Source organism: Sphingomonas sp. (assembly GCF_036677245.1).
In the GTDB taxonomy this organism is placed as follows: domain Bacteria; phylum Pseudomonadota; class Alphaproteobacteria; order Sphingomonadales; family Sphingomonadaceae; genus Allosphingosinicella.
This window is the reverse complement of the sequence record NZ_JAKFCG010000032.1, coordinates 1-18,746: the sequence shown is the minus strand read 5'-3', so window position 1 is coordinate 18,746 and position 18,746 is coordinate 1. Positions and strand designations below refer to the sequence as shown.

The window sequence follows — 18,746 nt, the reverse complement described above, 5'->3', positions numbered from 1 at the left end:
CGGCACGAATAGGCCGGTCAATCAGGGGAGGGGCCGGTTGAAGTTTCCAGCATTCGCTTACGCTGCGCCCGAGACCTTGGAAGAGGCCGTCGACCTTCTCGCCGACGACCCCGATGCGCGGCCGCTCGCCGGCGGGCAATCTTTGATGCCGATCATGGCGTTGCGGCTGGCGGCGCCGAGCATGCTGGTCGACCTCGACCGGATCGGCGCTCTCAAAAACTCCGTATTGGGTGAAAATTCTCTCCGCATCGGCGCGATGGTGACCCATGCCGAAAACGCGCGCTCGCGCGACATCGCGTCGCGCCTGCCTTTGTTCTCGGAAGCTTTGCGTCATGTCGCGCACCAGGCGGTGCGGAACCGTGGCACGTTCGGCGGCAGCCTCGCCCATGCCGATGCCGGCGCCGAAATGCCGCTGGTGGTGGCCGCGCTCGACGGGACGATGCTGCTGCACGGTAAAGGCTCGCAACGCGCGGTGCCGGCCTCGGATTTCTTCCTCGGCCATTATACGACCGCGATCGAACCGGGCGAGCTGCTCGTCGCGATCGATATTCCCACCAATGAACTGCAATGGGCGTTCGAGGAAGTCGCGCGCCGCAACGGCTATCTTGCGCTGGCGATGGCCGCGGTTGGCCTCCGCATCGAGGACGGCAGATGCGTCGAAGCGCGGGTGATGCTCGGCGGAGTCAGCGATCGTCCGGTCCGCGCCGCCGCGGCCGAGGCCCATCTCGTCGGGCGCCTGCTCGATGAGCCCGCCGCACGCGAAGCCGGGCGGTTGGCGGCGAGCGATCTCGCCGCGCGGTCGGACACCAACGCCGATGCCGCCTATCGACGCTCGGTGATCGCGGTGCTGGTCCGCCGCGCGATCATGCGGCTTTCGAAAGGAGAAAGGTGATGCGTCGCGCGGAGGCAGGTGGCGCGCTCGAAACCGTCGCGACGGTCAACGGGCAGGAACGTCGCTTCAGCGTCATGCCGCGCGCCAGCCTTGCCGACGCTTTGCGCGAGCAGCTCGGGCTGACCGGCGTCAAGGTCGGCTGCGAGCACGGCATTTGCGGCGCCTGCACGATCCTGGTCGACGGCGTGCCCGCGCGATCCTGCCTGATGCTCGGCGTGCAGGCGCATGGGCGGACGATCCGCACGGTGGAGGGCATGACCGGCGACGCCGGCGGGGACGGAAGGACCTTGCACGCATTGCAGGATGCCTTCCATCGCCACCACGCCCTGCAATGCGGCTTTTGCACGCCGGGCATGCTTGCCACCGCGCAGGGGCTGCTCGACGACAATCCCGATCCCACCCGGGCCCAAGTGCGCGAGACGCTGTCGGGCAACATCTGCCGATGCACGGGCTATCAGACGATCGTCGATGCGGTGATGGACGTTGCCAAGCAGCGCATCGCGGAGGGAGGCGCATCAGCCGTGCCGAGCGAGGCCGCCCATGGGTAAGAGCGAAGTTGCCTACATCCGCCCGAAATCGATCGGCGTGTCGGTCCCGCGGCGCGAGGATCCAGGTCTGCTGACCGGCAGGGCCCGTTATGTCGCCGACATTGTGCTGCCCGATATGCTGCACGCCGCGGTCCTGCGCAGCCCGATCGCGCACGGCCGCATCACCAGCATCGATGTCGCCGCGGCGGCCGCGATGCCGGGCGTGGTGTTGGTCTGGACCGGCCGCGATGTGCGCGAGCGATGCAGCGGCCTTCCCGCGACGATGGACATCCCCGGTTTCGTCGGAACGGTCCAGCCAGTCCTTGCCGACGATGAAATCTGCTTTGCGGGCGAGGGCATCGCCGTGGCCGTCGCCACGACGCGCGCGCTCGCGGAAGACGCGCTCGAAGCGATCATCGTCGATTTCGAGGACTATCCGATCATCGGCGACGTCGACACTGCCAAGGCGGCGGACAATCTCGCCAACGCCAAGGTTCCGCGCAACCTGCTCTATTACAGCGATCGTCTCAGCGACGACGTCGAGACTGCCTTTGCGCAGGCGGCGGCCAAGGTCGAAGGCTGCTTCCGCACGCCGCGCGTCAATGCCTCGCCGATGGAGCCGAGGGGTTTCGTCGCGCGCTACGAATGGACGACCAACACACTGACCTGCTGGTCGGCGACGCAGATGCCCAATCTGATCAAGACCCTGCTCGCGATGTTCCTGAACTTCCCCGAGCAGAATCTGGAAGTGATCACGCCATTCGTCGGCGGTGGTTTCGGCCAGAAGGCGCATCTTCACACCGAGGAAGCGCTCGCCTGCCTGCTCTCGATCGAGCTTGGCCGGCCGGTGAGCTGGATCGAGGACCGGCAGGAAAATCTGCTCAGGGCGCCACAGGCCAAGCAGCAGGTCAATGAGATGACCATGGCGTTCGACGCCGAGGGCAGGATCCTCGCGATGCGCGACAGCGTCACCACCGACGCCGGCGCCTACAACACGATCCCGTGGACGGCGCTGATCGAAGGCCATTCCGGCATCCTCGTCGCGACCGATCCCTACCGAGTCCCCGCCCTGGCGCTCGAAAGCTACTCTTTGGTCACCAACAAATGCCCGATCGGCGCGTATCGCGGCGTGGGTTTCACCGGGCCAGTGCTGGCTCGCGAGATATTGCTCGATCGCGGCGCGCGCGCGCTTGGCATCTCCCCGTTCGAGATCCGCCGCCGCAACGTCCTTCGCAAGGAGGACTTTCCCTATGTCTCGAGGGTTGGCCACACCATCCGCGAAGGCACGTTCCTCGAGACGGTCGACAAGCTCGAGGCGATGATCGACTATCCCGCCTTCCTCGAACGGCAGGCGGCGGCGCGCAAGGAGGGCCGTTACCTCGGGCTCGGCCTGTCGATCTTCAGCGAACCCACCGGCATCGGCACGCGCACGATGCACTTCCTCGATTCGCCGATCACCTCGCACGACACCGCTACCGTCAGGGTCGAGCCGACCGGCAAGGTCACCGTCACCACCGGGATCGTGACGGCGGGGCAGGGGCATCACACCACGCTCGCCCAGATCGCCGCCGATGCGTTCGGCATTCCGGTCGAGGATGTCACGATCAACATGGGCTCGACCAAGCATTCGGTCGGCTTCGGCACGGTGGCGAGCCGGTCGGCGGTGATCGGCGCCGGCACGATCGGGCGCGCCTCGGAAATGGTGCGCGTGAAGATGCGCGCGGTGGCCGCGCGTCTGCTGCAGGCGGAGCCCGACGACATCGAGATGAGCGAGGGAATGGTCCATGTCCGCGGCGAGCCCGGGCGGGGGATGCCGTTCGCGCAGGTCGTCGGCGCGATCTATTTCGCGGACGCGACCCACCCCGAGGATTTCGATCCGGCGCTGGAAGCGACCGCGGCCTATGATCCCGCCGACATCATCCTCGCCAATGGCGGCCATGCCGCGATCGTCGAGGTCGATATCGAGACCGGGCTCGTCCGGGTCGAACGGATGTATGCGGTCGAGGATTGCGGCCAGATGATTAATCCGACGGTCGTCGAGGGCCAGATCCGCGGCGGCGTCGCGCAGGGCATCGGCATGATCCTGCTCGAGGAATTGATCTACGACGCCAACGGCCAGCTCGTTACCGCGACCTTGCAGGATTATCTGCTGCCGACCGCGGACGACGTTCCCGACATCGAGATCGCGCATCTCGAGACGCCGTCGAGCCTGGTGCCGGGCGGCATCAAGGGCATGGGCGAATCGGCGATGATCTCGTCGCCGGCCGCGGTGGCCGGCGCGGTCAACGATGCGCTCGCCTGCCTCGGCATCACGATCGAGCAATTTCCCGCTTCGCCGCAGCGGATTTTCGATGCGGTTTCCGCAGCCGGCCTAAGCCGGTGAGCGCGGGCTGTTGCAAGGAGCGGCTGCCGTGAATTTCAAATACAGCTTCAGACTGCCCGTTCCGGCCGACCGCGCGTGGCCCATATTGCTCGACCTCCGGCGGGTTGCGCCGTGCATGCCGGGTGCCGCGATCGAGAGCGGCGAGGACGATGAATATGTCGGGCGGGTCAAGGTGAAGATCGGCCCGATCGAAATGACCTACCGCGGCGATCTGCGTTTCATCGAGCGCGACGATGCCGCCCACCGCCTCCAGGTTCGCGGCACCGGCAGGGAGATACGCGGCGGCGGCGAGGCGAAGGTGCTCGCCACGATGCAGGTCCGCCCCGACGGCAACGCGTGCGAGGTGTCGATCGACAGCGAATATGCGCTGAGCGGCAGGGCCGCGCAGTTCGGGACCGGCCTGATCGACGAGATCGGCGCCAAGCTGATGAAGGAATTCGTGGCCCGGCTCGAGCGGCTGCTGCGCGACGATGGCGACATTGCCGCGGTGCCGCCCGGCCCGGGGCCGTCCGAAGCGTCGATTGCGCGTGACCCGGACCCAGTGGGCGCACAGCGCGCAACCGCAGCCGCTGCTCCGCAGTCGCGCCGCGACGACAATGAAGCGCTGGATCTCGTCGGCCTTGCCTGGGGTCCGGTGATCATCCGCGCCATACCGATCATCAACCTCCTGTTGTCGGTCTGGATCATCATCTATCTGATGGTGTTCGATCGCTAAGTCTCTCCGGATCCTTGGCGCAGGCCAGGCAAAATGCTTAGGCCGCAGCATCCAATTCAAATGATCATGAGCGAGGGATAATGAAAGCATTGATGTCGGTCGGCGTAGGCGGCCCCGAGACGCTGCAACTGGTCGAGACGGCGATGCCCGAGCCGGGTGCGGGCGAGCTTCGGGTGCGCATCATCGCCTGCTCGATCAACTATCCCGACGCCTTGATCCTCGAGGACAAATATCAGCTGAAGCCCGAGCGCCCGTTCGCGCCCGGCGGCGAGGTCGCGGGGGTCGTCGATGCGCTCGGGCCGGGAGTCGAGGGCTGGGCGCCGGGCGACCGGCTGATCGCGATCACTTTCTACGGCGGGCTCGCCGAATATGCGGTGGTCCCGGTGGCCAACGCTTTTCGGCTGCCGGCCGACATGCCGTTTGCCGAAGGCGCGGCTCTGCTGATCACTTACGGCACCACGATCCACGCATTGGTCGATCGCGGCGAGGTGCAGCCGGGCGAGACCTTGCTCGTGCTCGGCGCGGCGGGCGGCACCGGCGTTGCGGCGATCGAGATCGGCAAGGCACTCGGTGCGAAAGTCGTCGCTGCGGTGTCGAGCGAGGAAAAGGCCGAAGCCGCCCGTCGTCTCGGCGCCGATGCGGCGATGGTCTACGGCCGCGGCCCGTTCGACAAAGAGGCGTCGAAAGCGCTCAGCGCATCGTTCAAGGCCGCGGTCGGCCCGGACGGCGCCAATGCCATCTACGACCCCGTCGGCGGCGATTATGCCGAGCCGGCGCTGCGCGCGATCGCCTGGGAAGGCCGCTATCTGGTCATCGGTTTCCCGGCCGGCATCCCCAGGCTTCCGCTCAACCTGGCTCTGCTCAAGGGCTGCGACATTCGCGGCGTGTTGTGGGCGGGGCTGATGGCGCGGGATCCGGAGCGAGTCCGGGAGCATGTCGCGCAGCTCTTCCATTGGTGGAGCGAAGGTAAGATCCGGCCGAGCATCCAGCACAGATTCCCGCTCGAGCGCGGCGGCGAGGCGATCGCCTGGCTCAGCGATCGCAAGGCGATCGGCAAGATCGTCGTCGAGGTCGGTGCTGGCTAGTGATTTCAAGTCAGGTGGAATCACCTGACGACTCGGAAATCACGGAAAACAAAGAAAAACGGACTCAATCCCGGTTCAATTAAACCGGGACTGAGTCTGACGCTTGCAGAAAAGGATCGGCCGGCTGCGTTGGCCGGCCGATCCCTTCCTCAGGTGGGCTTCACCGTGCCGCGTCGAGCCGCTTGCGGATGAAAGCGCCGATGGCCTTGATCGCCTTGCGCGCATCGGTGAGGCGATGGCCGAACATCTGGAAGTCGTGGATCTGGTCGGGCCAATATTGCCACTCGACCTCGACCCCGGCGGCGCGCGCCGCATCGGCCAGGCTCTTCGAATCGTCGTACAGGGCCTCGCGCTCACCGATCTGGATCAGCATCGGCGGCAGGCCGTTGAGGTCGCCCTTGAGCGGCTGCAGCAGCGGGTTGTTGAGGTCCATGCCCGGAGCATAGCAGCCGGCCCACGCTGTCAGGCCTTCGGTGGTGACGAGCGGATCGAGGTCGGCCCTGCTCACCATCGATTCGCCCTTCAGCTCGAGATCGACCCACGGCGAAAGCACGGCGACGCAGGTCGGCAGCGGAAGGCCGCGCTGCCTGAGCGCATGCAGGGTCGCGAGCGCCAGCCCGCCGCCCGCGCTGTCACCGGCGATGGCGAGCGAAGAGGCATCATGGCCGTTGGCGAGCAGCCACTCGTAGCCGGCGACGGCGTCGTCGAGCGCGGCCGGGAACGGATGCTCGGGCGCAAGCCGGTAGCCGACCAGCAGCACGGCGGCATTGGCTTCCTGCGAAAGCCGCTCGGCGAGGCCGCGATGCGAATCGATCGAGCAGACCACGAACCCGCCGCCGTGGAGGTAGAGGATCGCGCCATCTTCCTGGCTGACGCCCTTGGCGGTGATCAGCTCGGCCTCGGCATCGCCCAGGGTGATGCGCTTGCGCGTGCATTCGGCGTCGGTCTCATGGACGAAGAGCTTGTCGACCGCGCTGCGGATCGCCGCCAGCGGCGTCTCCGGCGTGAACGAGCCGAACGTCTTCTTGATATCGTCGATGACTGCGTCGAGTTCCTTCACTGCTCTCTCCCTTGCTGAGCCCTTGCGGCTTCGATCTGATCGCGTTGTAATTCGCCGTCGGGCTTCGGGCTAATCATTCTTTGCAACGCCGGAACGATTGCCGGAACGATTGCAAAGGCGGCGGCATCCAGCATGCGGCGCCGCTGCAAAACTCCGTTCGCGGTGAGCTTGTCGAACCGCTCTCCTTTCTTGCTGAGAAGAAAGGGCCTTCGACAAGCTCAGGCTGAACGGTTTGGGGTGACTCGACTTTCTTTTGCAGCGGTCCAGCATGTATGCCGGCCTTGAGGTCACTTCGACAACCAAGTACCAATGATGATAAATTCGGTCGGCGCATCTACTCTGAACGTGACACCCGAGTTTCCAATGCCCTCCACCTTGTTGTGAGGACTTAATGGCTCGGATTGGAGCACGTTCGAGAAAAGGGGGATTAGGATGGAAGATCTCGCTGGTCCTGGAGCGCCGAAGCTGGAGCCGTCCGAGCCCAATGTTCACCTTTGGAGCCGGGATGGTTTTCTTGGCGTCAATGCGGTCGCACTCCAGCCCGGCTACACGCCTGACTATATTTCGGTCGAAGGGCCGCATGCGCCACGGCGGATAGAGCTCGCGACCTTGAAGACGGCGGACCAGGACGATCCTGATGCCTTGCCGACCTTGATCCTCACCTCGCGTCAGGGCGTGAAGTTCAGCCTCTCGCGGCGCAGGGCGGCGATGGGGTTCGCACTCAAGAACGTCGAGTGCGACGAGCTGCATTTCATCCAGAGCGGCGGCGCACGCTTCGACAGTGAATTCGGCAACCTCGACGCTGGCCAGGCCGACTTCGTCTGCATTCCCAAGGGGTCGGCCTATAGAGTCACGCCGGACGGCGGCGATCTGATCGATCTGATCGTCGAGAGCCCTGGCGCGCTCAAGTTCGACACGCCGGCACCGTTCGGCATGATCAACTTCGCGCAGGACGTGAGGCGGCCGCGGATCGAGTCCCCAAGCGGCGCGCCCGGCGAGCCCGGCGGGGAGGGACGCCACATCCTGCTGCTCAAGGCCGAGGACGGGATCACCCGATTCGTGAAGCCGGTCGACCCGCTCGCAGCGATCGTCCAGGTGGGTGGGGAGGCTCCGCTCTGGGCGCTCAACCTCGCCGCGATCCAGCAGGTGAGCTACGGCGGATTGGGCGGCCCTCCGGCCCACTTCCTCGCCTCGCCGGACAATATCATGCTGGTGTTCGACTTGAGCGCGCGCGCGGCCAAGATGCGTCCGCCTATCCATCACAACGCCGATTATGACGAGATCATCCTCTATGTCGGCGGACCGGGAGCCTATGGCGCCTGCACAACCCCCGGCACGTTGACGATCGTGCCCAAGGGGGTGACGCATCACGGCCCGTCCGAAGACGTTCCCGAAGGCTATGCGGCATTCCTGATCGAGACGCGGGCAACGCTTCGCTTCACCGATGCCGCGCTGCCGAGCTCGAAACTGATGGAGACGGGCCGCTACGGTGTCCACCCGAGCGAAGCGGGTTAGATCTGGGCGCGGGAGGCGCGGGGGACGCATCAAATAGGATCAGGCACGGGCACCGCGAGGTACTCATGCGGGCGCGGCAGACGGGAGATGCGCGATGGAACATCCTTCACTTTGGGAAGCCGCGAGACGCGAGAACGAAGAATATCAATTCGTCGCTGCGGCGGACACGCAGCCGAAGTGGGACATCCCGGACAAGATCGCGATCAACGTTGCCGTTTCGGGGCGCTTCGTCAGCGACGGCATGGGCGCCGGCCATCCGACCTCGATCGAGGAATATGTCGATTCCGCGTCGGAGGTGATCGAAGCGGGAGCGTGCGGGATCCACGTCGACTTCACCTGGGTGACGGACAATCGCGGCCGCCGGCTCGATCGCGACCTGCCTCCGGTCGACGCCTATGCCGCCGTGCTCGAGCCGCTACGCGCCCGGTTCGGCGACGGCTTCGTGGCGAACCTCAACGTGCTCAACGGCAAATCGTTCGAGGAGTGTATGAGCCCCGCCAAGGCAGGGCAGGCCGAGGTCGCGCCCTGCGCGGCCGGGCATCCCGAGGCATTCGTGCTTCCGGCGATGCGGACGCTCGAGGAATATGGTGTGAAGCCGGAAATCGTCGTCCACAGCACCGGCGAGGTGGAGCTCGCCAAGCGCAAGCTGATCGACACGGGCGTGATTGCCGGCACGCCTTATTGGATCGTCCTCTACGGGCTGCCGTTCGACACCGGGCGGTCTTTGATTTCCGGAACGAGCGTCCGCAACGCCCAGGACATGGCGCAGCATCTGTTCATGATGGTCAACCAGATCCGCGACATCGACGCCGCCAGCCAGATCACCGTCTGCGCGGCGGGGCGGGCATCTTTGTACATGACCACCCTGGCGACGATGATGGGGCTGCACATCCGCGTCGGTGTCGAGGACACGCCCTGGAAATATCCGAACAGCGAGCAGATGCTGACCGGCAACCTCGAGATGTTCAACATGGCGAAGCAGATTGCGGAACTCCATGGCCGCCGCCCCGCGACCGCCGACGAATATCGCGTGTCGATCGGGCTTGCACCGAAGATGGGGCAGCCGAAGGTGGCCCAGGCGAACATGGCCCAGCCGCAAATTGGCTAGCGCTTCTTCGCCGAGCGCGCTTGCGCGATAAGCAGCCATGCAGTTTCATTTGAACGGGTTCAGGCCCGGCGATCCTCATCTGTCCGAACCGGCCGAACTTTACGGCGAGGCGTCGGAGGCGCTTCCGAGGGAGCTTCCGAAGACGGTCGATGTCCTGATCGTCGGCTCGGGCCCGGCCGGCCTGACCTTGGCCGCGCAACTCGCCGCCTTTCCCGAGATCGAGACCCTGGTGGTCGAGAGCAGGCCGGGTCCGCTGCTTCTCGGCCAGGCGGACGGCATCGCCTGCCGGACGGTGGAGATGTTCGAGGCGTTCGGCTTCAGCGAAAGAGTTCTGAAGGAGGCCTATTGGGTCAACGAGGTCTCGTTCTGGAAGCCCGACGGGACGACGCCCGAGAAAATCGTCCGCCACGGCCGGATCCAGGACACCGAAGACGGCCTCTCCGAATTCCCGCACGTGATCCTCAACCAGGCGCGGGTGCATGATTTCTACCTCGACGTCATGCGCAATTCGCCGACGCGCATGGCGCCATATTATGGGCTTCGTCTGGTCGATCTGACGATCGCGCACGAAGGGCCCGCCAAAGCGCACGCTTTCCCTGTCACGGCCAGGCTCGAGCGGCTCGACGGCGAGCAGGCCGGCCGGATCGAGACGATCGAGGCGCGCTTCGTGGTCGGCTGCGATGGCGCACGCAGCGCGGTCCGCCAGTCGCTCGGCCGCGTGCTTCACGGCGATTCGGCCAATCAGGCGTGGGGTGTGATGGACGTCCTCGCCGTCACCGATTTCCCTGACATAAGGCTCAAGGCGACGATCCATTCGGCCGCTGAGGGCAGCGTGCTGATCATCCCGCGCGAAGGAGGCTATCTCGTCCGCTTCTACATCGAGCTCGAGAAGCTGAACGCGAACGAGCGGGTCTCGAACCGCAACGTCACCGTCGATCGCCTGATCGCGGCGGCGCAGCGGATCCTCAGGCCTTACACGCTCGAGGTGAAAGAGGTCGCATGGTGGTCGGTCTACGAGATCGGGCAACGGCTCGCCGACCGGTTCGACGACCTCGCCGATGAGGGAGCGGGTGATGGCTTTCCGCGCGTGTTCATCACCGGTGACGCCTGCCATACCCACAGTCCGAAAGCCGGGCAGGGCATGAACGTCTCGATGCAGGACAGCTTCAATCTCGGCTGGAAGCTCGCGGCGGTCCTGACCGGGCGATCCGCGCCGAAGCTCCTCCACACCTACTCCTCGGAGCGCCGGGCGATCGCCGAGGAGCTGATCGAATTCGACCGCGAGTTCGCCAGGATGTTCAGCGCCAAGCCCGGCAGCGCGTCCGCCTCCGATCGCGAGGTCGTGGATCCGGTCGAGTTCAAGAATTACTTCATCCGGCAGGGACGCTTCACTGCGGGAACCGCAACGCGTTATCGCCCGTCGATCATCACCGCCGAGCCGGCCCATCAGCAGCTCGCTGCCGGCTTCCCGATCGGAATGCGCTTCCATTCGGCGTCCATCATCCGCCTGGCGGACGCCAGGCCCATGGAGTTGGGCCACACGGTCAAGGCCGACGGCCGCTGGCGCCTGTTTGCTTTCGCGGCGGACGAAGACCCGGCCGATCCTTCGTCCGGCATCGGCGCTTTTTGCTGGTTCCTGTCGACGTCGGACAAATCCCCCGTCCGGCGCTACACGCCCGCCGGCGCGGACATCGACTCTGTGATCGACGTCCGCGCAATCTTCCAGCAGCCGCACCGCGATCTTGCGCTCGAAGCCATGCCGTCCCTCCTGCTGCCGCGCAAAGGCCCTTACGGCCTGATCGACTACGAGAAGCTCTTCTGTGCCGATCGAACGAGCGGAAGCGACATCTTCGACCTTCGAGGCATCGATCGCGAGCGCGGCTGCCTCGTGGTGGTGCGCCCCGACCAATATGTCGCGCACATCCTCCCCCTCGACGCTTATGCCGCGCTCGCCGATTTCTTCGCGGGTTTCATGGTGCCGGCATGGTAAGGAATTTCGTCGTGACCTGATACGCTTCGCAGAACGGGCCGGGACGCTTAGGGGAGGGTCGAATATGGGAACGATCACTGCGGTGCTGGCGTCAGCCGTTGCCTTCGTCGGCAGTCACTTCCTGCTCTCCCATCCCTTCAGGAAGTCGCTCGTCGCCTCGCTGGGCGAGAAGGCATTTCTCGGCCTCTATTCGCTGGTCGCCTTCGTCACATTGGGTTGGATGATCCTGGCGTATCGGGCTGCGCCGCCCACGCAATTTCTCTGGCCGGTGGGCGATCTTTTGTGGGCGATCGTGTCGGTTCTGATGCTGATTGCCTCGATCCTGTTCATGGGTTCGGTGATCGGCAATCCAGCGCTCGTAACCGCCAAGCAATCGGAAACCGCGCCGGAAGCGCGCGGGGTGTTCGCCATCACCCGCCATCCGATGATGTGGTCCTTCGCATTGTGGGGCGCGTGCCACATCGCCGTCTTTCCGGTGGCGGCGAACATCATCGTCGCGTTCGCGATCATCGTCCTGGCGCTGGCAGGCGCGGCGTTGCAGGACCGAAAGAAGGAACGCCTCCAGCCCGACTTCTGGCCGGCCTGGGAAGCAAAGACGAGCTACCTCCCGTTCGCGGGAATCGCCGCAGGCAAGGCGCGATTGTCCGGGTTCCGCATGCACGACATCGCCGGCGGAATCCTGGTCTGGATCGCAGCGACCTGGGCGCACATTCCGCTGAGCGGTTGGGCCGCCGGCATCTGGCGGTGGATTTGACGGGGAGGGATGGACCCAGCTGGATTCGAACCAACTACCTAGGGTTGCCCTGAACGACCAACTGAATCGACCACCCTTTCCGGACGTAAGCCTACCGTCTCCGTCCGTAACGCTTTTCGGCTTCAAGCCGTAGCTCTTCAAGCGTGCCGCCTGCGTCCGGCTCGATGTACGCCTTGGCAGGAGCTATGCCCTGAGCGCAGCGGCTGAGCCTGACGTCGTCTTCCTCGCTGAGGAGGTTGAACCCACCTTGCGAGTTCCGCCTGAGCCACCAGCGCTTGAAGCCAAGATCGCGGCGAAAATATGTGTGCTGAACTGCGAGAACAGTCACAGTGCCTTTCGGGGCGAGGCCGTCCAGAACCCGGCGGACATCAAGATCGATGAACCAGGGCCACGACATGACGATGCAGTCGTCGCCGCAATCGCCAATTTCGCTCGGTACTTGCTCGGTGATGCGAGCCGACACTAACGCGTCATAGCACTCGACTGCTGTTCTTTCCTGCGCCGTCGCCGGGACAGAGAACAGGATGCAGGCGAGGGCGAAAAAACCAGATTCTCGCAGGTTTACCATCGGCACAACTTACAGGCCGCGCGTCCGTTTCCCACCCATGATCGACCTGTCGCTTCTTTATCGTGTAGCGAGTAGGGCCTGATGGGCTAGGTCGCGGTAAATGCAGTCTTCCTTCTCCTGGGCGGCTGGCACGGCGGTGGGAACATATGCCGTAAAGGCACCGCCGACTGGTTTCGGTTCGAAATCAGTGATGCCGCAACGGCTTGCCGCCTGGACGATCTGCTCTCGGTTCGCCCAATCGTTTTCGTCACCGACGAAGCATCCGGACAGGAGCATTAGAGCGGCTGGCAGCAGTGTTTTCAATTTGGGATGTCCGCCTTTCAAAGGGAGGGCCAGGGTCGCTTCTTTTAGAAGCGAGGTGCGCCAAGTACCCCAATCGCCGTCATTGCAATTGCGAAGGTGAAGGCCGCCGTTCGCAAGCTACGCGGATATCCTTTGCGCAAAAACAACCAAACGAAGACGGCGGGAAAAGCTAGCATTCCGAGGAGCAGCAGAGGTCCAAGGTGACGCTCCGGAAGCTCAGTCGCTTGGTGTCCATCAGCTCCCATGTAATCACATTAGGCTGCCGAACTTTCACTTTCTACCCGCTGGGGACATGAGGCAGCTAAGATAGCTCCTAAGGTCACGATCTTGCGCGCGAGACGATCGACGCCCATCATGCCCTGATGCTGAACCTCCTATCTCTTCTCGTCGGTGCCGTTGCGCTGGTCCTGGGCGTCTTCGCCTTCTTTCCGCTGCTCGGCTGGGCTTATTGGCTGATCATCCCCCTTGCTCTGGTCGGCTTGGGCCTCGGCGTCGTGTCCCGGCAAAAAAGCGGGCGAAACCTCAATCTTGTCGTCATCATCGTCGGGGGAATCCGCCTGATGCTTGGTGGAGGGATTATCTGAGGCCATCAGCACTGGAGCGGATACGGCCGAGGAAGCTACTGTCATCAACCTCGCGGAGTCCGAAGCATGAGCGTTGATTTCTATGTGGCTGTTCCTGCGGATCAATGGCCGACGCTGGCCGCGGTCGAGCAGTGTGCCAGCCGCAAAGGCTATCCCATAAAGGTCCGGCGCTTTCCGGTTCTTGATGCCCAGAAGGTGGTGACCGATGGCGCCTCCGTCGCCGTAGATGGCAACGACGCCTATCTGGAAGGACAGCTCTCGCCTTCAAGTCTATCAGCCGAAGAAGTACGCTGGATCAACGAGCGCCTTGCCGCCTCCACTGCTCCGTTCCGCATCAGCGATCGCCACGCGCTTATGTCAATTCATGTGCGGAGATCCACAGAGCTGCGGGCTGCAAGCTATGTTATCGCCAGCTTAGTCGTTTGCTTTGGCGGCTACGGGTTTGAGCCACAAGGTAACGCCCATGGCCGCGCGGACTTTGCCAAAGCGCTCATCGAAGGCGCGGCTCTGCTCAAGGGACCGTAGTCGTAAAGGAACGTCCGCAGACCGCTCATAGCGGAGGTTGGAGCCATCTAAGATCGGCTGATGTCGCTCGGGCACTTCCACCGTTTCAACACGCGCAGCACCGACATTGTCTGCTTGGTTGTGGCGGCGGTGGCAGCCCTCTCGCCGCTTTTCCCTCAAGGGGTTGGTCCCGAGCGAGGCGAAGAAAATTTGGTGAGCCCAGCTGGATTCGAACCAGCGACCTACTGATTAAAAGTCAGTTGCTCTACCGACTGAGCTATGGGCCCGACCAAGGCGATGCCCTAGGTGCGCCGGTCGCCTCGGTCAACCGGGCCGGTGGAGCGGCTGCCGCCTCATGTGGCGGGTGAGCAGCTGGCGGATGCTGGCGCCGCTGATCGGGTCCCGCCAGCCGGGGGCGATCTGCGCGAGTGGCTGGAGCACGAAGCCGCGCTCGCGCATTGCGGGGTGGGGGACGAGCAGCCCTGTCTCCCCGCCGCCTTCCCAGCAGCCTTCGGACCACAGGATGATGTCGAGATCGAGCACGCGCGGACCCCAGCGGCGGCCGGCGCGGCGGCCGAAGCTTCGCTCGATCGCCTTGAGCTCCGCGAGGAGCTGCGGCGGGTCGAGGCGGGTGGTGACGATCGCCACCGCATTGGCGAAGGCGCGGCCCGCCGGGCCCATCGCGCGTGTGTGGTGGATTGGGGAGACACGCTCGACGGTCACGCCCCGCTCCGCCAGCGCGCCCAGCGCTGCACGCAGCACGCCGGCCGGCGCACCGTGCCGGCCATGGTGCCGGTTCGAGCCCAGCGCGATCGCATAAATCGTCTTGTTCACGGTGCGGCGACTAGACCATTTCGAAGCGGGCGGAAACGCGCGCCGAATCCGCAAATCCGCTGCCCACTTTTGCGAAATCCACGCTAGACGTCCGCCATGCTTCTCGACGCCCTCGTCCCGCCCAGTCCCGTTCCCGAAGCCGAGCCGCCGCGCGACTGCCCGTTGTGCCCGCGCCTCGTCGCCTTCCGCGAAGAGCTGCGGCAGGAATATCCCGACTGGTGGAACGCGCCGGTGCGCGCGTTTGGCGATCGCGACGCCTGGCTCGGCATCGTCGGCCTTGCGCCCGGCAAGCATGGCGCGAACCGCACGGGCCGCCCGTTCACCGGCGATTTTGCGGGGATCCTGCTCTACCGCACCTTGCTCAAATACGGGCTTGCGGAGGGTTCCTACGAGGAGCGGATCGACGACAGCCTGCGCCTTGCCGGCTCGGTGATCCTCAATTCGGTGCGCTGCTTGCCGCCGGAAAACAAGCCGACGCCGCAGGAGATCGCGACCTGCCGCACCTTCTACGCGCTCGGGCTGGAGACCTTGCCCAACGTGCGCGTGCTCGTCGCGCTCGGCCAGATCGCGCACGGCTCGGCGGTGCGGACCGCCGGCGGCAAGCTCTCCGCCTATCGCTTCGGCCACCTCGCCGAGCATCACCTTCCCGACGGGCGGATCCTGATCGATAGCTACCATTGCTCGCGCTACAACCAGAACACCAACCGCTTGACCGCGGCGATGTTCGAGCAGGTGTTCGAGCGCGCGCTCGAACTGCGGGATCAGACCGGGCCCGGCGCGCGCTGAGCCATAGGGAACGCAGTCCTTCGATAATCCGTGCATCCCTCCCGCAACCGAGACTGCTTCATAAGTAGCCGAGGCATCCAAAAACCGTTCGGCCTGAGCCCGTCGAAGGCCTTTCCTTCGCTGGGAAAGAAGCAGAGCGGTTCGACAAGCTCACCGCGAACGGAGTTTTGCAACGGTCCCGCTGGCGGGAGGAGTTTGCCGCTGGCTCGTTCCCCGAACGAGCCAGGAAGCGGCAAACTGGGGTGGGCTTCGGAGCTAGATATCCTCCGTCAACCGCCCGTAAAGCTCGGGCCGGCGATCGCGGAAGAAGCCGAAGGCGGCGCGGTGGCGCTTGATGCTATCGAGGTCGAGCGTCGCGGTGATGACGCCGGTCTCGGTCGCGCCGAACTCGGCGAGCATGTCGCCGCGCTCGTCGCAGATGAAGCTGTGGCCGTAGAAATTCTGGCCGCATTCCTCGCCGATGCGGTTGGCGGCGATCACCGGCACGACGTTGGAGACGGCATGGCCGATCATCGCGCGCCGCCACAGCCGGCTGGTGTCGAGGCTCGGGTCGTGCGGCTCGCTGCCGATCGCGGTGGGGTAGAAGAGGAGCTCGGCGCCCATCAGCATCATCGAGCGCGCGGTCTCGGGATACCATTGGTCCCAGCAGATGCCGACGCCCAAGGTCGCCTGCGGCGTCTTCCACACCTTGAAGCCGGTGTTGCCGGGCCGGAAGTAGAATTTCTCCTCATAGCCCGGCCCGTCGGGGATGTGGCTCTTGCGGTAGACGCCCATGATCCTGCCGCTGTCGTCGATCATCGCCAGGCTGTTGTAATGGTGCGGCCCATCGGCCTCGAAGAAGCTGGTCGGGATGTGGATCTTGAGCTCGGCGGCGAGCTGCTGCATCGCTTGCACCGCCGGATGCTCGGCGGTCGGGCGGGCGTTGGCGAACAGGCCCTCGTCCTCGGTGCGGCAGAAATAGAGGCCCTCGAACAATTCCGGCGGAAGCACGACCTGGGCACCCTTGGCGGCGGCCTCGCGCACCAGCTCGGAGACATGGGCGATGTTCGCGCCGATATCGTTGCTGAATGCGAGCTGGAGCGCGGCGACGGTGACTTGGTTCATTGCGCGGCTAACATGAGGGCACCTGCTGGCTGATGCAATGGAAGCTGCCGCCGCCGGTCAGCACATGGTCGGCGCGAAGGCCGATCGCCTTGCGGCCGGGAAACAAAGCGCCGATCGCGGCGACCGCCGCTTCGTCATTGGCAGCGCCGTAAAGGGGCACGACGATTGCGGCATTGCCGATGTAGAAGTTCATGTAGGAGGCCGGGACGATCTCGCCGTCGCGCTGCACTCGGCCGGGCGAGGGCAGGGGAACGACCTCGACCCCCGCAGCCTCGGCGCGCGCCCAAGCGTCGGCGTAGACGGCGGCATTGGGATCGTCGTCGCCGGCCGCGACCGGGATCGCCAGCCGGTTGGGCGCCACGAAGCGCGCGAGATTGTCGACATGGCCGTCGGTGTGATCGTTGAGCAGCCCCTCGCCGAGCCACAAAACCCGGCTGATGCCGAGATCGTGGGCGAGGCGCTCCTCGACCTCTGCCTTCGAAAGGCCAGGGTTGCGATTGGGGTTGAGCAGGCATTGCTGGGTTGTGACCAGCAGGCCGGTGCCGTCGACGTCGATCGCGCCGCCCTCGAGGATCCACTCGTGGCGCTGCGCCGGCAGACCGGCGCTGGCGGCGAGCCGCATCCCGACATTGTCGTCGCCGGGAAGATCATATTTGCCGCCCCAGCCGTTGAAGCGGAAGCTGGCCGCCGTGCGGCGCTCGCCGTCGGCGAGGATGATCGGCCCGGTGTCGCGCAGCCAGATATCGCCGAACGCCTGCTCGTCGATACGAAAATCCCACCCGCCGAGCGCGCGCGCGGCTTCCGCCGCCTCGACGTCGGCGGCGACGAGCCGCACCTCCTCGCCGGCGCCGCCGGCGCGCACCGCGCGGGCGAAATCGATCACTTCCTCGCGCGCGGGCGTCAGATCCTCGACCCACAGATCGGCGTGGCTCGGAAAGCCGATCCAGACGAAGTCATGCTTCGCCCATTCGGGAGGCTGGCGTGCAGTCACGTCGCTTATCGGCCGGCGCGCGATTTCTCGCGCACCGCGCGGAACTCGGCGCTCGGATACCAGTTCGGCCAGGCGTCGCCGTCGGCGAGCTCGCGGCCGATCGCATAAGCGAGCTGAAGCTCCTGCACGACTCCGGTCCAATCCCAATTGGGATCATATTCGTCCTTGGGACCGTGGTAGCGGTTGGCGGTATAATCCGCTTGCGCCGCGGCGCCCGCCGCCTTGCCGCCGTTGACCAGATCGTCGCCGGCCTCGAAATAGGCCATCGGCACGCCCTGGCGCGCGAAGCTGAAATGGTCGGACCGATAATAATAGCCTTTCTCCGGGGTCGGCTCGGGAACGACAATGCGGCCCTGCGCGGCGGCGTGGCGCTTCACATAATCCTCGAGCTCCGACTTGCCGGGGCCGACGATCACGACGTCGCGGGTCGGGCCGGCGAGGCTGAGTGCGTCCATGTTGATACCGCCGACCGTCTTGCTCAGCGGATAGAGCGGGTTGGCCGCATAATATTCGGAGCCGAGCAGGCCCGATTCCTCCGCTGTCACCGCCAGGAACAGGATCGAGCGCTCGGGACGTCCGGCGCGGTTGAAGGCGTCGGCGAGCGCTGCCAGCGCCGCGACCCCGGTCGCATTGTCGATCGCGCCGTTGCAGATATTGTCGCCGTCCGGGGCTGGATCGCAGCGCCCGAGATGGTCCCAATGCGCGCTGTAGAGGACATATTCGTCGGGCCGCGTCGTCCCCGGCAGGATGCCGATCACGTTGTTCGAGGCTTGCCGCTTGATCTGGTTGGCGAGGCTGATCGAGGCCTTCATGCCCAGCGGCACCGCCTTGAAGCCCGGCTGCCGCGCGGCGGCGCTCAACGTGGCGAGATCCTTGCCGGCATTGGCGAACAGGCGCTGGGCGGCCGGGTTGGTCAGCCACCCGATCACCTTGGACTGGTCCATATGGTTGGCCGGATCGTCCATATTATATTGCGCGCCGGTCCAGGAGGATTGGACGACGTTCCAGCCATAGGCCGCCGGCTCGGTGTCGTGGACGATGAA

19 protein-coding genes and 1 tRNA gene are annotated in these 18,746 nt (G+C 65.1%); 12 read left to right on the top strand and 8 right to left on the bottom strand.

The features are described 5' to 3' along the window. Nucleotides 1-37 precede the first annotated feature (37 nt). From V6M48_RS03145 to V6M48_RS03125, 5 genes are all read left to right on the top strand, one after another. The gene (locus V6M48_RS03145; protein ID WP_332811069.1) at nt 38-892 is read left to right on the top strand and encodes an FAD binding domain-containing protein; all 855 of its coding nucleotides are present in this window, start codon (nt 38-40) and stop codon (nt 890-892) included. Beyond that, on the top strand, nt 892-1,440 hold the full coding sequence (locus tag V6M48_RS03140; protein WP_332811068.1) for a (2Fe-2S)-binding protein: 549 nt from the start codon (nt 892-894) through the stop codon (nt 1,438-1,440). The genes V6M48_RS03145 and V6M48_RS03140 overlap by 1 nt, the downstream gene beginning before the upstream one ends. Further along, nucleotides 1,433-3,802 (top strand): xanthine dehydrogenase family protein molybdopterin-binding subunit, encoded by a 2,370-nt coding sequence (locus V6M48_RS03135; protein ID WP_332811067.1) that lies wholly within the window; start codon nt 1,433-1,435, stop codon nt 3,800-3,802. The genes V6M48_RS03140 and V6M48_RS03135 overlap by 8 nt, the downstream gene beginning before the upstream one ends. 28 nt (nt 3,803-3,830) lie before the next feature. After that, entirely contained in the window at nt 3,831-4,517 is a 687-nt protein-coding gene (locus tag V6M48_RS03130; protein ID WP_332811066.1) for an SRPBCC family protein, read from the top strand. An 80-nt stretch (nt 4,518-4,597) separates the two neighbouring features. Next, a complete protein-coding gene (locus tag V6M48_RS03125; protein ID WP_332811065.1) occupies nt 4,598-5,602 on the top strand; it encodes an NADPH:quinone oxidoreductase family protein in 1,005 nt (334 codons plus the stop codon). 160 nt (nt 5,603-5,762) lie between these two features. On the opposite strand, the gene V6M48_RS03120 is transcribed toward V6M48_RS03125, so the two are convergent. Together V6M48_RS03120 and V6M48_RS03115 are read right to left on the bottom strand one after the other, a co-directional pair. Continuing rightward, nucleotides 5,763-6,662: an alpha/beta hydrolase gene (locus V6M48_RS03120; protein ID WP_332811064.1), complete on the bottom strand. Its 900-nt coding sequence runs from the start codon at nt 6,660-6,662 to the stop codon at nt 5,763-5,765. Then, complete coding sequence (locus tag V6M48_RS03115) at nt 6,659-6,796, bottom strand: hypothetical protein (RefSeq protein ID WP_332811063.1); 138 nt, start codon at nt 6,794-6,796, stop codon at nt 6,659-6,661. Before V6M48_RS03115 ends, V6M48_RS03120 begins: the two co-directional genes overlap by 4 nt. Before the next feature lie 298 nt (nt 6,797-7,094). On the opposite strand from V6M48_RS03115, the gene V6M48_RS03110 reads away from it, so the two are divergent. The 4 genes from V6M48_RS03110 to V6M48_RS03095 all read left to right on the top strand — a co-directional run bounded on the left by V6M48_RS03110 (nt 7,095) and on the right by V6M48_RS03095 (nt 12,029). Further along, nucleotides 7,095-8,177: a hypothetical protein gene (locus V6M48_RS03110; protein WP_332811062.1), complete on the top strand. Its 1,083-nt coding sequence runs from the start codon at nt 7,095-7,097 to the stop codon at nt 8,175-8,177. A gap of 94 nt (nt 8,178-8,271) precedes the next feature. After that, nucleotides 8,272-9,285, top strand: coding sequence for a 3-keto-5-aminohexanoate cleavage protein (locus V6M48_RS03105; protein WP_332811061.1), 1,014 nt, complete (start codon nt 8,272-8,274; stop codon nt 9,283-9,285). A 49-nt stretch (nt 9,286-9,334) separates the two neighbouring features. After that, nucleotides 9,335-11,275 (top strand): FAD-binding monooxygenase, encoded by a 1,941-nt coding sequence (locus V6M48_RS03100; RefSeq protein ID WP_332811060.1) that lies wholly within the window; start codon nt 9,335-9,337, stop codon nt 11,273-11,275. A 64-nt stretch (nt 11,276-11,339) separates the two neighbouring features. Continuing rightward, the gene (locus tag V6M48_RS03095) at nt 11,340-12,029 is read left to right on the top strand and encodes an NnrU family protein (RefSeq protein WP_332811059.1); all 690 of its coding nucleotides are present in this window, start codon (nt 11,340-11,342) and stop codon (nt 12,027-12,029) included. 91 nt (nt 12,030-12,120) lie between these two features. Here the strand turns inward: V6M48_RS03095 and V6M48_RS03090 are convergent, their stop codons facing one another. After that, nucleotides 12,121-12,597, bottom strand: coding sequence for a hypothetical protein (locus V6M48_RS03090; RefSeq protein ID WP_332811058.1), 477 nt, complete (start codon nt 12,595-12,597; stop codon nt 12,121-12,123). Nucleotides 12,598-13,262: 665 nt separating this feature from the next. Between V6M48_RS03090 and V6M48_RS03085 the strand changes: the two genes are divergently transcribed. Together V6M48_RS03085 and V6M48_RS03080 are read left to right on the top strand one after the other, a co-directional pair. Further along, entirely contained in the window at nt 13,263-13,484 is a 222-nt protein-coding gene (locus V6M48_RS03085; protein ID WP_332811057.1) for a hypothetical protein, read from the top strand. A 66-nt stretch (nt 13,485-13,550) separates the two neighbouring features. Further along, nucleotides 13,551-14,009: a hypothetical protein gene (locus V6M48_RS03080; RefSeq protein ID WP_332811056.1), complete on the top strand. Its 459-nt coding sequence runs from the start codon at nt 13,551-13,553 to the stop codon at nt 14,007-14,009. 190 nt (nt 14,010-14,199) lie between these two features. Here the strand turns inward: V6M48_RS03080 and V6M48_RS03075 are convergent. Together V6M48_RS03075 and folK are read right to left on the bottom strand one after the other, a co-directional pair. After that, nucleotides 14,200-14,275, bottom strand: a tRNA-Lys gene (locus V6M48_RS03075). Between the two features lie 37 nt (nt 14,276-14,312). After that, nucleotides 14,313-14,822: a 2-amino-4-hydroxy-6-hydroxymethyldihydropteridine diphosphokinase gene (folK, locus tag V6M48_RS03070; RefSeq protein WP_332811055.1), complete on the bottom strand. Its 510-nt coding sequence runs from the start codon at nt 14,820-14,822 to the stop codon at nt 14,313-14,315. A gap of 96 nt (nt 14,823-14,918) precedes the next feature. Here folK and V6M48_RS03065 point away from each other — a divergent pair, with 96 nt between their 5' ends. After that, nucleotides 14,919-15,608 (top strand): uracil-DNA glycosylase, encoded by a 690-nt coding sequence (locus V6M48_RS03065; protein ID WP_332811054.1) that lies wholly within the window; start codon nt 14,919-14,921, stop codon nt 15,606-15,608. Between the two features lie 255 nt (nt 15,609-15,863). Here V6M48_RS03065 and aguB read toward each other — a convergent pair whose 3' ends face one another. The 3 genes from aguB to V6M48_RS03050 form a co-directional block, all read right to left on the bottom strand. Continuing rightward, nucleotides 15,864-16,712 carry an N-carbamoylputrescine amidase gene (gene aguB, locus V6M48_RS03060; protein WP_332811053.1) on the bottom strand — a complete coding sequence of 283 codons (849 nt, stop codon included), beginning with the start codon at nt 16,710-16,712 and terminating at the stop codon, nt 15,864-15,866. A 7-nt stretch (nt 16,713-16,719) separates the two neighbouring features. Next, entirely contained in the window at nt 16,720-17,703 is a 984-nt protein-coding gene (locus V6M48_RS03055; protein ID WP_332811052.1) for an agmatine deiminase family protein, read from the bottom strand. 5 nt (nt 17,704-17,708) lie between these two features. Further along, nucleotides 17,709-18,746: M28 family metallopeptidase (locus tag V6M48_RS03050; RefSeq protein ID WP_332811051.1), on the bottom strand; the 1,038-nt coding region annotated here is incomplete at its 5' end.